Raw genomic sequence first — 14,009 nt, forward strand, 5'->3', positions numbered from 1 at the left:
TCGTTTATTTTCTACAATTATCGTTTGATGTTATAGAAAGATTTGATACCATCGTAAACAGCGATTTCGCCTAGTTCGTCTTCGATGCGTAATAATTGGTTGTACTTAGCAATACGGTCAGTACGGCTCATAGAACCAGTTTTGATTTGGCCAGCGTTAGTTGCAACTGCGATGTCAGCGATTGTAGCATCTTCAGTTTCACCAGAACGGTGAGATACAACTGCTGTGTAACCAGCACGTTTAGCCATTTCGATAGCTTCGAAAGTCTCAGTTAAAGTACCGATTTGGTTAACTTTAATTAAGATTGAGTTAGAGATACCTTTTTCGATACCTTCAGCAAGTTTTTGAGTGTTAGTTACGAATAAATCGTCACCAACTAATTGTACTTTATCACCGATACGCTCAGTTAATAATTTGTGACCATCCCAGTCGTTTTCGTCTAAACCATCTTCGATAGAGATGATTGGGAAGTCTTTGCAAAGCTCTTCGTAGAAATCAACCATTTCTGCAGAAGTTAAGCCAGTACGGCCTTCGCCTGCAAGGTCATATTTACCAGTTTCTTTGTTGTAGAACTCAGAAGAAGCAACGTCCATTCCTAAGAATACGTTCTCGCCAGCTTTGTAACCAGCTTTTTCGATAGCTTCGATGATTACTTCTAGAGCTTCACGGTTAGAACCAAGGTTTGGAGCGAATCCACCTTCGTCACCTACTGCAGTGTTAAGACCTTTGTCATGTAATACAGCTTTAAGTGCATGGAATACTTCAGCACCCATACGGATTGATTCTTTGAATGTTGGAGCACCAACTGGTAAGATCATGAACTCTTGGAAGTCAACGTTGTTATCAGCGTGAGAACCACCGTTGATGATGTTCATCATTGGAGTTGGTAATTGTTTTGCATTGAATCCACCAAGGTAACGGTATAATGGAAGACCTACGAAGTCAGCTGCTGCGTGAGCTACTGCCATAGATACACCAAGGATAGCGTTAGCGCCTAGTTTACCTTTGTTTGGAGTGCCATCTAATTCGATCATAGCACGGTCGATACCAGCTTGGTCAGTTACATCGAAACCAGCGATTTCTGGAGCGATAATTTCGTTAACGTTGTTTACTGCGTTAACAACACCTTTACCAAGGTAACGAGATTTGTCACCGTCACGTAATTCTACTGCTTCGTGCTCACCAGTAGATGCACCACTTGGTACGATAGCGCGTCCGAAAGCGCCGCTTTCTGTGTAAACTTCTACTTCTACAGTTGGGTTACCACGAGAGTCAAGGACTTCGCGAGCATAAACATCAATAATTGTTGACATAATAAATTCTCTCCTTTTTATATAAGCAAATTATTTAATAATTGTTTTACCTGTCATTTCTTTCGGTTGTTCCACATTTAAAAGTGTAAGCATTGTTGGAGCGATATCTCCTAAAATACCACCTTCACGAAGCTCTACATCATTTTTTGTAACGATGAAAGGAACCGGGTTAGTTGTATGAGCTGTCATAGGACCGCCATCAGCAGTTAACTCCTGATCAGCATTACCATGGTCAGCAGTAATAAGTGCTACACCATCTTTTGCAAGAATCGCTTCTACAACTTTTCCTAAACATTCGTCAGTTGCTTCTACTGCTTTAATTGTTGGTTCCATCATCCCAGAATGGCCAACCATATCACAGTTCGCAAAGTTAAGAATGATAACATCATGTTTATCATTTTCGATTTCATTTACTAAAGCGTCCGTTACTTCGTAAATGCTCATTTCAGGTTTCAAGTCATACGTTGCAACCTTTGGTGAGTTAATTAAGATACGCTCTTCTCCTGGGAATTCAGCCTCACGACCACCGCTAAAGAAGAATGTAACGTGCGGATACTTTTCAGTTTCCGCGATGCGAAGTTGCTTTAATCCCGCTTGCGCAACAACTTCACCTAAAGTGTTATCAAGGTTCATTGGCTTGAATGCCACGTAACCATCTACAGTTTCACTGAAGTGTGTCATACATACGAATTCTGGAATGTGAGGTACTTTTTCACCACGATCGAACTCACGGAAGTCTTCGTTTGTAAATACACGAGCAATTTGAATTGCACGGTCTGGACGGAAGTTATAGAAGATAACTGCATCATCATCATTGATTGTTGCAACTGGCGTGTTATCTTCGTTAACAATTACAGACGGCAATACGAATTCATCATAGATACCGTTCGCATAAGAGTCTTCTACACACTCTTCTGCTGATTTATAAGTAGGGCCTTCACCATTCACCATAGCACTGTAACATTTTTCTACGCGATCCCAACGCTTGTCACGGTCCATAGAGTAATAACGACCAGAGATAGTCGCGAATTGTCCTACTCCTGTTTCTTTAATTACTTCATTCGTTGCATCGATATAACCTTTTGCTGTTTGTGGTCCAACATCGCGGCCGTCTAAGAATGCATGGATATAAACTTTCTCCACGCCTTCTTTTGCTGCTAAGCGAAGAAGAGCAAACATATGGTTCATGTGACTGTGCACACCACCGTCAGAAAGTAAACCGAATAAATGAAGTGCAGTACCTTTTTCTTTTACGCTTTTAATTGCATTTTGGAAAGTTTCGTTCTTATCGAACTCACCTTCACGAATTGCAACGTTAACGCGTGTTAAGCTTTGATATACTACGCGGCCAGCACCGATATTTAAGTGACCAACCTCAGAGTTACCCATTTGACCTTCTGGAAGACCTACCGCCTCGCCACAAGCTGTAAGCGTTGTATGAGGGAATTTGTTCCAGTAACCATCAAAATTAGGTTTCTTAGCTTGTGCTACAGCATTCCCGTAAGTTTCTTCACGAAGTCCGAAACCGTCAAGAATGATTAAAGCTGTTGGCTTTCTCATTTTACCGCCCCCAGAAGACCTAAGAACGAAGCAGGCTCTAAGCTAGCACCGCCAACTAAAGCGCCGTCGATGTCAGATTGTGCCATATACTCTTTAATGTTTTCTGGTTTTACGCTACCGCCGTATTGGATACGAACAGCTTCTGCAGCTTCTGGAGAAACAGCTTCTGCAACAACTTTACGGATGTGCGCACATACTTCGTTTGCATCTGCAGAAGAAGAAGATTTACCTGTACCGATAGCCCAGATTGGCTCATAAGCGATAACAGTTGCTTTAACTTGCTCTTCTGTTAAACCTGCAAGTGCTTTTGTCACTTGACCTGCTACTAGATCAAATGTTTTTCCGCTTTCGCGCTCTTCTAAAGTCTCACCACAACATACGATTGGTGTTAAACCATGTTCAAATGCTGCGATAGTCTTTTTGTTTACTGATTCGTCTGTTTCAGCAAACATTTCACGACGCTCAGAGTGGCCAAGTACTACATAGCCAACTTTTAAGTCGCTAAGTGCTACTGGGCTAATTTCGCCAGTGAATGCACCATTTTTTTCGAAGTGCATGTTTTGTGCACCTACTTGTAAGTCAGTTCCTTCAGTTGCTGCTACAAGGCGCTCTAAGAATAGAGCTGGAGAGCAAACTACTGCATCAACAGCTGAAGCTGCTGGGATTTGACCTTTAACTTCCTCTACGAAGCTAACTGCTTCAGATAGAGTTTTATTCATTTTCCAGTTACCTGCGATAATTGGTTTACGCATGCTTTGCACCGTCCTTTTTCTTTGGCTGCTACTTATTTGTCGTTAAGACAAACTACACCTGGAAGCTCTTTACCTTCCATGAATTCTAATGACGCACCGCCGCCAGTAGAAATGTGGCTCATTTTATCAGCCATACCGAATTTTTCAACAGCTGCTGCAGAGTCACCACCGCCGATAACAGAGTATGTATCTTCTGCATCTGCTAATGCTTGTCCTACTGCTTTTGTACCTTCTGCGAATGGAGTCATTTCGAATACACCCATTGGTCCATTCCATACAACAAGCTTAGAATTTTTAATTACATCTGCATAAATTTCACGTGTTTTAGGACCGATGTCCACGCCTTCCCAGTTAGAAGGGATAGAGTCGATACCAACAATTTTAGTTGTTGCAGTTTCAGAGAATTCCTCAGTGATTACAACATCAACTGGCATGTAGAAGTTTACGCCTTTTTCTTTTGCAAGTTGCATAAATTCTTTAGCTAGTTCAATCTTGTCGTCTTCACATAGAGATAGACCAATTTCATGACCTAAAGCTTTAACAAATGTGTAAGCAAGTCCGCCACCGATGATTAAGTTATCTACTTTGTCTAATAGATGACGAATTACACCGATTTTATCTTTTACTTTCGCACCACCGATGATAGCTGTAAATGGACGTTCTGGGTTAGAAAGTGCTTTACCAAGTACATCTAACTCTTTTTCCATTAATAGACCAGATACTGCTGGTAGGTAGTCTGCGATACCTGCTGTAGAAGCATGAGCACGGTGAGCTGCACCGAATGCATCGTTTACGAAGATGTCAGCAAGTGCTGCAAATTCTTTCGCAAGTTCTGCATCGTTCTTTTCTTCGCCCGCATAGAAACGTACGTTTTCAAGAACTAATACGTCGCCTTCGTTCATTGCTGCAACCATTTCTTGTGCAACTGGTCCGAATGCTTCGTCCGCTTTTTTAACATCTTTACCAAGAAGCTCGCCTAAACGTGCTGCTACTGGAGTAAGACGTAATTCTTCTACTGCTTGACCTTTTGGACGGCCTAAGTGGCTTGCTAAAATAACTTTCGCACCTTGCTCTACTAAATATTGAATTGTAGGAAGAGCTGCACGGATACGAGTTTCATCTGTAATTTTGCCTTCTTTCATAGGTACGTTGAAATCAACGCGGCAAAATACACGCTTACCTTTTAAATCTACGTCACGAATTGATTTTTTGTTCATTGGATTTCCCTCCGACTACTAGTTAGGATTGACAAAACCCATTCAAAAGCTTAACACATTTGCTTTTAAAACGAAAGAAGAGAGAGAGGGAACAAACCCTCTCCCTCGTTTTGTCATTGATAACTTATATAATTAAGAATTAAAGACCTTTTGAAGTCATGTAAGCTGCTAAGTCTACTACGCGGTTAGAGTAACCAGTTTCGTTATCGTACCAAGAAAGTACTTTAACCATGTTACCTTCCATTACCATTGTAGATAATGCATCGATTGTAGAAGAAGCTGTACATCCGTTATAGTCGATAGATACTAATGGCTCTTCGCTGTATCCAAGGATACCTTTTAATTCGCCTTCAGCTGCTGCTTTGAATGCTGCGTTTACATCTTCAACTGTTACTTCTTTGTCAAGTTCAACAACTAAGTCAACAAGAGAAACGTTAGCAGTTGGAACACGTACAGCGCCACCGTTTAATTTACCTTTAAGTTCTGGTAATACTAATGCTACAGCTTTAGCTGCACCAGTAGATGTTGGGATCATGTTTTCAGCTGCTGCACGAGCACGACGTAAATCTTTGTGTGGTAAGTCTAAGATTTGTTGGTCGTTAGTGTAAGAGTGAATTGTTGTCATCATTCCGCGTTTTACGCCGAATTTTTCGTTTAATACTTTAGCGAATGGAGCTAGACAGTTTGTAGTACAAGAAGCGTTAGATACTACGTTGTGGTTAGCTGCATCGTATTGTTCATGGTTAACACCCATAACTACAGTGATATCTTCGTCAGAAGCTGGAGCTGAGATGATAACTTTCTTAACTGATCCACCTAAGTGTTTTTCAGCGTCTGATTTTTTAGTGAAACGGCCAGTAGATTCTACTACTACTTCTACTCCGTAGTCGCTCCATGGTAATTGAGCTGGGTCACGCTCAGCGATAACTTTAATTTCTTTACCGTTAACAACGATGCTGTTTTCGTTAGCAGATACTTCTGCATTTAAAGTTCCGTGAACTGTGTCATATTTTAAAAGGTGAGCTAATGTTTTAGCATCTGTTAAGTCGTTGATTGCTACTACTTCTACCTCAGAGTTGTTAAGAGCTGCGCGGAATACGTTACGTCCGATACGTCCAAATCCATTAATACCAATTTTAGTCATTTGAATTTCCTCCTTGGGGGATTATATTAAAGGGTAAAACCCTTTGTTAATTGTTTTGCTGCACCTTCATCTGTAATTAGAATTGAAGTGTGCCCTTGCTTTATTACAGCCTGTATTGCTTTTGCCTTTGAAGAACCTCCAGCGACTGCAACAACGTGAGATACATTTTGTAAATCCTCAAGTTGCATACCAACTGTTCTTACTTTATGAACAACATTTCCTTCTTCATTAAAGTAGTAACCGAAAGCTTCGCCAACTGCTTCGCTTGCCTGAATCTTTAACCAATCTGCTTCTGAAGTACTTCTGCGACGTGCCATTGTTAACGCATCACCTATTCCATGAATGACGATATTGGAAGATCGAATCAACTCAAGAACTTCTTTCACGGAAGGCTCTGTCACAATAGACGCATATGCTTCGCTACTAACATGGTCTGGAACATACAATAAGCGATAATTACTCATCGTATTTTGCGCCATCTTGGCACAAATGGTATTGGCTTCTAATTCAACACCTTCTCCAATTCCACCACGTGCTGGGACAAATAGCATATGTAAATCTTTGCAATCAAGTTGCATCATGTCCGCAGCAGCAGCTAGCGTAGTTCCTCCAGCCACAGCAACGATATTATTCGCTGTCAGACGGTCTTTTATACAAGTCACACAAGCACGGCCCATCTCCAGTTTGACCCAAGGTGATTCATCACTATCACCAGGGACAACGAAAACTTCATCCAAGTCTAATGTTTCCTTAAGTTGCTTTTCTAAAACCTTTAACCCGGAAATTTCTTTCATAAAGTCTTCCAAAGCAAGAACTAAAGCTGTTCCTTCTTCTGTCAAAGTCATTCCAGAAGAAGCGACGTGAACTAAGTTTTGTTCTTTCAAAACTTGAACTTCACTTCGCAATACTCGTTCTGTCATACCGAGGCTTGCTGATAAGTTTCTTCTTCCAATCGGCTGCATGAGCCTAATGTATTGAAGAATTTGCATTCTCGTTTGCATAACAGGTAGCAGATCAGGTAATAATTTTTTTGTGTTCTGAATCCATGAGCGCATATCTTTTCTCCTCACTACATTGGTTCATTTTTCCTTAGTGGTCACTTTACGTCCCGTAGTGACATTTTGTGTCCCACATAGGTTAAAAAAATAATCCCTGCTACGTGTATTATTGTAACAGGAGATAGAAACTTATTCAACTCTTAACTGCATTCTTTATATAGTTTATTATGACACCTTTGTGAATGTTACCATATTCTACTTGTTTTCCGTCCATTTCTACAACCGGAATCATTAAGTGATATTTTTCTAAAAGGTCATTATCTTCATATATATCTATTTCCTCGATTTGAAAAGAATATTCGCATTGTACTTCCTGTAAAACTTGTTTCGCCTTCACGCAAAGGCCACAATCTTTTTTAGTATACAGTACAACTTTCATCTTCTTCACCTATCCGATCGTTTTTCGTAATGACGAAGCTGGGATATGCATTTGTTCTCTATACTTCGCCACTGTTCTTCGAGAAATAACAATTTCATGCTCTTCTTCTAATAATTTTGAAATCTTTTGATCTGAAAGTGGCTTTTTCTTATCCTCTGCCCCAATTAGCGTTTGAATAAATTGTTTTACACGTTTTGTAGAAACTGCTTCATCTTCAGTCGTCGAAACGGCATTGCTAAAGAACGATTTCATCTCAAATAAACCGTGTGGTGTTTGCACATATTTATTTCGCGTCGCACGACTAATTGTTGATTCATGCACACTTAACTCTTCCGCTACCTCTTTTAAAGCGAGAGGTCTTAAATACTCTGGACCTTTCCAGAAGAAATCACGTTGTTTTTCCATAATAATATTCATCACTTGCAGCAGCGTCTGTTTTCTCTGCTTCAAACTGCGCATAATCCACTGCACATGCTGATACTTTTCTGATACGTAAGATGCTACTTCACTTTCACTATTATTAAGAAGCGCACTATATTCAGAATGAATTTCAATTCTCGGCATATTTCTCTCATTCATTTGTAAAACGAGGCGATCGCCATCTTTTTTCACCGCCATATCAGGCACAATATAAAGTGGTTTATCTGAAGAAAACGCAAGACCTGGTTTTGGTTGTAATGACGTTATACAATTTACCGCACTCTGTAATTCCTCATTACTACATTTCAACACTTGAACGAGCTTTCGCCAATCTTTCTTCACAAAATAAGCGAAATGATCTTCTACAACCTCTTCTGCTAATCCATTCCGTCTTTGTAAGCGCTTCAATTGCAAGGTTAGACATTCCTGAATATTACGCGCCCCTACCCCTGCTGGTTCCAGTGATTGGACAAGCTCTACAGAGCGGTCGACTACATGAATATGCGCAGAAAGGAGCTCTGCTAACTCTTCATTCGTTTCTTGTAAATATCCATTTCCATCCATGTTCATAATAATGAAAGAAGCTACTTTTCGCTCTTCTTCATCTATTTTATAATACTGTATTTGATTTAATAAATGTTGCTGAATCGTTGTAGAATCCACACTGTAGATCTCCATCTGATTCTCGACTTGTTTGCTGGTACTTTTACTGTTGTTAGAGCTCTTTTTCTTCTCCCTCTCAAAACCACCTAACTCAATAAGGGGATTCTCTAACGATTGCTCATACAAAAACTCCGATAATTCTTGTACATTATACTGGAGCATTGTAATCGCTTGCCTTAACTCTTGTGTCATTGCCAAACGTAAGCTTTGTTCTTGTAAAAGACTTGCCTTCAAACTAATCTCCCCCTTGTTTCTATTGTACAATAAGTTTGGTAAAAGGAGAATGCTATCACAGACACCCATTCCAAAATATTATTAATTTATATGTATTAATGAGATTTACAACTTACAACCTAAATTTGAATAATATTGAAAGAAAATAATAAACTCAATTATTTGTTACCACATACTAATAGTAACCCTTAATTTTATATATAACAACATTAAATTTATCTCTGTTCAATTCCAAAATAAAAAGAGCAGTTTAGGTATAGTGACACTTCACTATGCCTAACTACTCTTTTACGATTCTTAATTAAGAAAGAAACCTCTTATTTAAAGCTAAGGAACTTTGATTCCTAATTACATAGGAATCATAGAGATAATCGTTCGATTCACTAGACGCTCCTTGAATTCCTCTCATCTCTTCCACAGACAACTCAACTATTTTTTTCACGCTTCTCTCGTTATTACTATCCATCATTTTTTGTTTTCTTTTCGAAAAAAATCCCATAATTTATTCCCCCCTGCAATTAATTATTTTTTAACAATTGAATGAATTTAAGGCTCTTACCACTTCTTAATACACCTTTCGGATAGACCTTCGCTGCAAACATAGCAATTAAGCTAATGCTAGCCAGTAATACAACCATAGATGTAATAATTTCTAAACTCCCAACGGATCCATTAATAATCCTAACTACCATACTAATTGGAGCTGTAAACGGAACATATGATGTCACCCTTGATACTAGCCCTTCAGGGTTATCAAGTACTACTAATAACTCCACCACTAAGCTTCCCATCAATATAAGAGTAATCGGCATCGTTGTTCCGGATAATTCTTCTGGCCTGCTTACCATAGAACCAAACACTGCGAAAAGTGCCGCATAAACGAAGTAACCGAGAACAAAATATAACAAGAAATATGCAGCATGCTCACCTGTAATCATATTTACATCAATATTCACTCCAAAAAACGAATCCGATACCTTAAAAATTCCAGATTTAATATATAGCGCCATACTAAGGAAGAAAATAAATAACTGTGTCAAACTAGCAAGACCGACTCCTAATATCTTCCCAAAGACCATGTGAACAGGCGACACCTTCGTTACCATCACTTCCATAACACGCGACGCCTTCTCTGACGCTACCGCTGTAGCAATCGCATTTCCATACGAAGTAATTGCTAAGTACATAATCGCTACTAATAAATACACCAGTAAGAATGAGCTTGTTTCTTCGTTATTTAAGTTTTGCTTTTTCGCTTGCGCGTTCATCGTCAGTGATTTCACAGCCTCTTCTGATAACTGTTGTTTAACTACCGCACTTTGAAAATACTGATTTTGTACAAATACCTGCGCACTTTGAATCAACTTAGGATTATCCACCTTCATAAAGTAATCTAATACTGGTTCAGCACCCGCACCCTCTTTTAATATAAAGAGCGCTTCGACTTTCTTATCTAACAAATCTTGCTTATATTGATTTAATTTTGTTTTATCACCTAAAGACCAATCCCATTCTGGAAGAGCTTTACTAAGATTAGATTGATCCAAAGTAACATTAGGTGCTTCGGAAATAAATACAACTTTTGCTTTTTCTTTCTCTCCAGAAAACTTTTGTACTAAAGTTGGAAAGGAGAATAAGAATATCCCTCCCCCTATTAATAACAATGTCATCCCAATAAATATTTTCGTCCTCACACGATCCCAATACGTTTGCCCTAAAACAATCCAGAAATTCCTCATTACTTATGCACCCGCCTTTTCAACAAAGATTTGATGTAAAGAAGGTTCTTTAATAGAAACATCTCGGATATATTGTTTAGTTTTAATGTCTTCAAGCAGCGAAAATGCATCCTCTCCATCATTAACTTTAATCATGAACGTACGATTAACTTTTTCAAAATTGAAATTTTTTTCTTAAGAATAGGTTCAATATCCCCTTCCGTTTGCAACGTCATATATTTGTATTGATAACTTTTCTTAATATCTGACAAGGCACCCGATAATACAAGTTGACCATTTTTCATAATACAAATTTCCTCACAGAACGTTTCTACACTGTCCATTTGATGACTACAGAAGATAATCGTTTTTCTTTGCGCGATTAACTCGAGCACAACATTTTTTAACATCTCTGCATTTACAGGATCCAAGCCACTAAATGGTTCATCTAGTATGATGAATTCCGGATTATGCAATATCGCTGAAATCAATTGAATTTTTTGTTGATTTCCCTTTGACAATTCCTCTGTTTTCTTCTTTAAATGTGGTGTCATTTCTAATTTTTCTAGCCACTGTAACGCATGCCTTTTTGCAAGATTAGCTGGCATTCCTTCTAACTTGCCGAAATACACCAATTGCTCCACTACATTCATTTTCGGGTATAATCCACGCTCTTCTGGTAAATAGCCAATAGATAGGTCTTTCTTTGAAAAAGGGCGATTATTCCATAGAATTTGGCCGCTATCCGGTTTGATTAAATCTAAGATCATACGAATCGTTGTCGTCTTACCAGCACCATTTCGGCCCAGCATCCCTAAAATTCCACCTTCTTCTACACGTATATTTAAATCATTAACGGCTTTATATTCACCAAATGTTTTATTTAATCCTTGAATTTCAAATGCCATATATAACATCCCCTTTTAGCTTTTTACGAAATAAATAACCGCCATTCCTAATGCAATCCCGCCTATCATCAAAAAAAACTTTTTCATCACTATTGCCTCCTTCATTTACTTGTTAAGTTGTATCTTTATCATAGACTTCTTTCTGATGCTATTGTCCGCAATCCGTACTGTATTTACCGTAGAAAAGGCGAACCACTCTTATGTGGTTCACCGCAATTTCAACAGATGACATTGATTGTATGAAAACTTCTTAAATATTATTATAAAAATATTCAGAAATTAAACGATATACCTACAAAGAGAGGTGTTCAAACCGTTGCAGATACAACGTAACTTCGTTTTCATTTTATGTGTAACTATCCTGTATTTTTGTTTACAAGGCTATATCTTATATAAAATAAACCAACCATATAGTGGAGTTCTTATTTCTAAAACAGACTCAACTACATACACAATAGCAAAAATTAAATCCTCCGGTTGGGCTTTTCATACGGACTTAAAAGAAGGAGATATAATCTATTCGATAAATAAAGAAAAGCCTCATTTAGGAATACTTCCTGGATACCAAAACCAATCACTAAATGCATCTGAAATACAAATTAAAAAAGACGATATCACCCAAACTTATAAAGGAACACAACATTTTATTGATTCTCGTGACAAAATTATTTCTGTATACTTTCCCTTCCTACTCGCTTTTATTTGTTTAGGGTTATCTATTTTTCTTTATACAAAGAAGCCTTTGAACCGGGAAACATTCTTTTTGATCACGTTTCTATTCATGACTTCCTCAAGTCTTCTAATCGCAGTTGAATCTGGTAAAGGTGATTTTATCGCTCTCATTATTTTAAGTATTGTATTTCAAGGTACACCTATGTCTCTCATTTTATTGTTGAATGAATTATTCAAGAAAAAGCAACTATACGTTATTTCTATGAGATTTCTAAAAATCGATATTACAATCGGCATTATTTTACTATTACTCTCTATTTTAACGATGTTCATTCCATGTCCAATAGTTAATACCGATGGATTAGAACTAATTTACCTTTCAATAAATATTATCTTTTGTATATATTTTTTAATCCGTGCCTATATCAAATATCACAGTACAGTACATAAGCCATTTTTAAAATTAATGCTCACGATTCATTCCATTGCCTTCTTTCCGTTCGTTACACTCTATGCTCTTCCAGATGCAATATTCAAAACACCTATTCTCTCAGCAGATATTGGCGCTATGTTCCTAATCGCTCTTCCAATCGGGTATTTTTATTTAGTAGCGACGAAGCAGATTTTTGATATAGAGTTTGTATTTGATCGTTTACGGTATTACGCATTTCTGTCACTAATTCCAACTCTATTAATTGCAATCATTACGAGCTGGAGCATTTATTACAAAGACAATTTTCTCTCTCGACTACTGCAAAGTTTTATTATTATTTTTCCGTTAAACATTCTATTTCTCATATTAAAAGAAAGATTAGATTTTACATTCCGTAATCACCTCTTTCGGACTAAAACAAACTTATACGTAAACATTGAACAGTTTACCGCACAGCTATCATCTATTATGAAAACAGAAGAGTTAGAGAAAAAATTCACTAATGAAATCGTTTCGATGTTGAAACCTTCTTTTATTCAATTTGTTCAATATGATATGAAAGACAACACATATACACTCTGTAACGGATATCGACAAACGAAAGATTTCACACTTTCTAAAAAGAAAAAATGGAGTATGGCAGCATTACTAATTAATGATTTATTAGAGGATGATGGATGCATTGGCATTGGCATTTACTTATACTCTACTAAACATATAAAATACTACATCTGGATTGGAAGAAAATTGAATAATATTAAATATAATACGCATGAAAAATCATGGTTCATCACTGTCACGACATACGTCCGTCTTATTTACGAAAACTTGTATACTATTAATGAAATTATTCATTCTCTAGAGCAGGAGAGTTTAGAATCCAAAACAAATTCTGCAAGCTTATCACGCCTACTCTTTCAAATTTCTGAACAAGAAAGGCGCCGACTCGCTTCAGATTTACACGACTCTGCATTACAAGATCAAATCGTATGGTACCGCAAACTAGACTCTTTACTAAAAAACAAATCCGTTCCACTAGAATTAAAAAATGAACTAAAAAAAATCCACTTCGGTATGCACGATGTAATACAACAAATTCGCGACACATGCAATGAATTGCGTCCATCACTTTTATCAGATGCTGGTTTAATTGGTGCATTAAGAGAATTGCTAGCCCAAACACAATTACGTATGCAGTTTCATATTCAATTTGATCATGAATCAATTCAAGAACATCATTACGATTTTGACAAAATTTTATCTTTATATCGTATCATTCAAGAACTACTAACAAACGCAGATAAACATTCCGAGGCAACCATCGTATCGATTTTTTTATGGGAAGAGAATAACTGCATTTTCCTAGACTACCGAGACAACGGCAAAGGTTTTGATATAGACACTCCCTACTCTCCTAAGCAGCATATGGGGATTTCCGGTATAAAAGGAAGGCTTCAATCAATTGGCGGAGAAATACATATAGTATCCGAAACTAAAAAAGGACTTCAAGTAAACATTACAGTTCCGAGGTGGTAAAT

General features: G+C 37.7%; 13 protein-coding genes. 1 reads left to right on the plus strand and 12 read right to left on the minus strand.

Annotation, left to right across the window (positions count from 1 at the left end; all coding sequences use genetic code 11):
• Positions 1-17: 17 nt before the first annotated feature.
• The 12 genes from eno to BUA87_RS22990 form a co-directional block, all read right to left on the minus strand.
• Entirely contained in the window at positions 18-1,313 is a 1,296-nt protein-coding gene (eno, locus tag BUA87_RS22940; RefSeq protein WP_000103951.1) for a phosphopyruvate hydratase, read from the minus strand.
• 30 nt (positions 1,314-1,343) lie between these two features.
• On the minus strand, positions 1,344-2,873 hold the full coding sequence (gpmI, locus tag BUA87_RS22945; protein WP_001231158.1) for a 2,3-bisphosphoglycerate-independent phosphoglycerate mutase: 1,530 nt from the start codon (positions 2,871-2,873) through the stop codon (positions 1,344-1,346).
• Positions 2,870-3,625, minus strand: a complete 756-nt coding sequence (tpiA, locus tag BUA87_RS22950; RefSeq protein ID WP_001231038.1) for a triose-phosphate isomerase — start codon at positions 3,623-3,625, stop codon at positions 2,870-2,872. Before tpiA ends, gpmI begins: the two co-directional genes overlap by 4 nt.
• A 32-nt stretch (positions 3,626-3,657) precedes the next feature.
• Positions 3,658-4,842, minus strand: a complete 1,185-nt coding sequence (locus BUA87_RS22955; protein WP_001036331.1) for a phosphoglycerate kinase — start codon at positions 4,840-4,842, stop codon at positions 3,658-3,660.
• 139 nt (positions 4,843-4,981) lie between these two features.
• Positions 4,982-5,986, minus strand: a complete 1,005-nt coding sequence (gap, locus tag BUA87_RS22960; protein ID WP_000161234.1) for a type I glyceraldehyde-3-phosphate dehydrogenase — start codon at positions 5,984-5,986, stop codon at positions 4,982-4,984.
• Positions 5,987-6,012: 26 nt separating this feature from the next.
• Entirely contained in the window at positions 6,013-7,041 is a 1,029-nt protein-coding gene (gene cggR / locus BUA87_RS22965; protein WP_001258185.1) for a gapA transcriptional regulator CggR, read from the minus strand.
• 136 nt (positions 7,042-7,177) lie between these two features.
• Positions 7,178-7,423, minus strand: coding sequence for a glutaredoxin family protein (locus BUA87_RS22970; RefSeq protein ID WP_000869730.1), 246 nt, complete (start codon positions 7,421-7,423; stop codon positions 7,178-7,180).
• Positions 7,424-7,432: 9 nt separating this feature from the next.
• Complete coding sequence (gene rpoN / locus BUA87_RS22975) at positions 7,433-8,740, minus strand: RNA polymerase factor sigma-54 (protein WP_000647953.1); 1,308 nt, start codon at positions 8,738-8,740, stop codon at positions 7,433-7,435.
• A gap of 301 nt (positions 8,741-9,041) precedes the next feature.
• Entirely contained in the window at positions 9,042-9,239 is a 198-nt protein-coding gene (locus tag BUA87_RS22980) for a hypothetical protein (protein ID WP_000505575.1), read from the minus strand.
• A gap of 19 nt (positions 9,240-9,258) precedes the next feature.
• Entirely contained in the window at positions 9,259-10,479 is a 1,221-nt protein-coding gene (locus BUA87_RS22985) for an ABC transporter permease (RefSeq protein ID WP_072940919.1), read from the minus strand.
• Positions 10,480-10,482: 3 nt separating this feature from the next.
• Complete coding sequence (locus tag BUA87_RS31970) at positions 10,483-10,614, minus strand: ATP-binding protein DrrA1-3 family domain-containing protein (RefSeq protein WP_240520386.1); 132 nt, start codon at positions 10,612-10,614, stop codon at positions 10,483-10,485.
• A complete protein-coding gene (locus BUA87_RS22990; protein WP_255257338.1) occupies positions 10,611-11,366 on the minus strand; it encodes an ABC transporter ATP-binding protein in 756 nt (251 codons plus the stop codon). Before BUA87_RS22990 ends, BUA87_RS31970 begins: the two co-directional genes overlap by 4 nt.
• Positions 11,367-11,682: 316 nt before the next feature.
• Here BUA87_RS22990 and BUA87_RS22995 point away from each other — a divergent pair, with 316 nt between their 5' ends.
• Positions 11,683-14,007: a sensor histidine kinase gene (locus BUA87_RS22995; protein ID WP_072940923.1), complete on the plus strand. Its 2,325-nt coding sequence runs from the start codon at positions 11,683-11,685 to the stop codon at positions 14,005-14,007.
• Positions 14,008-14,009 lie beyond the last annotated feature (2 nt).

Source organism: Bacillus sp. bc15 (assembly GCF_900142585.1).
In the GTDB taxonomy this organism is placed as follows: Bacteria; Bacillota; Bacilli; order Bacillales; family Bacillaceae_G; genus Bacillus_A; species Bacillus_A cereus.

Coding starts and splice junctions, on each gene's coding strand:
- cggR (WP_001258185.1), bottom strand. CDS start 7,041: ATGCGCTCATGGATTCAGAACACAAAAAAATTATTACCTGATCTGCTA.
- BUA87_RS22985 (WP_072940919.1), bottom strand. CDS start 10,479: ATGAGGAATTTCTGGATTGTTTTAGGGCAAACGTATTGGGATCGTGTG.
- gap (WP_000161234.1), bottom strand. CDS start 5,986: ATGACTAAAATTGGTATTAATGGATTTGGACGTATCGGACGTAACGTA.
- BUA87_RS22970 (WP_000869730.1), bottom strand. CDS start 7,423: ATGAAAGTTGTACTGTATACTAAAAAAGATTGTGGCCTTTGCGTGAAG.
- tpiA (WP_001231038.1), bottom strand. CDS start 3,625: ATGCGTAAACCAATTATCGCAGGTAACTGGAAAATGAATAAAACTCTA.
- BUA87_RS22990 (WP_255257338.1), bottom strand. CDS start 11,366: ATGGCATTTGAAATTCAAGGATTAAATAAAACATTTGGTGAATATAAA.
- eno (WP_000103951.1), bottom strand. CDS start 1,313: ATGTCAACAATTATTGATGTTTATGCTCGCGAAGTCCTTGACTCTCGT.
- BUA87_RS31970 (WP_240520386.1), bottom strand. CDS start 10,614: ATGATTAAAGTTAATGATGGAGAGGATGCATTTTCGCTGCTTGAAGAC.
- BUA87_RS22955 (WP_001036331.1), bottom strand. CDS start 4,842: ATGAACAAAAAATCAATTCGTGACGTAGATTTAAAAGGTAAGCGTGTA.
- gpmI (WP_001231158.1), bottom strand. CDS start 2,873: ATGAGAAAGCCAACAGCTTTAATCATTCTTGACGGTTTCGGACTTCGT.
- BUA87_RS22980 (WP_000505575.1), bottom strand. CDS start 9,239: ATGGGATTTTTTTCGAAAAGAAAACAAAAAATGATGGATAGTAATAAC.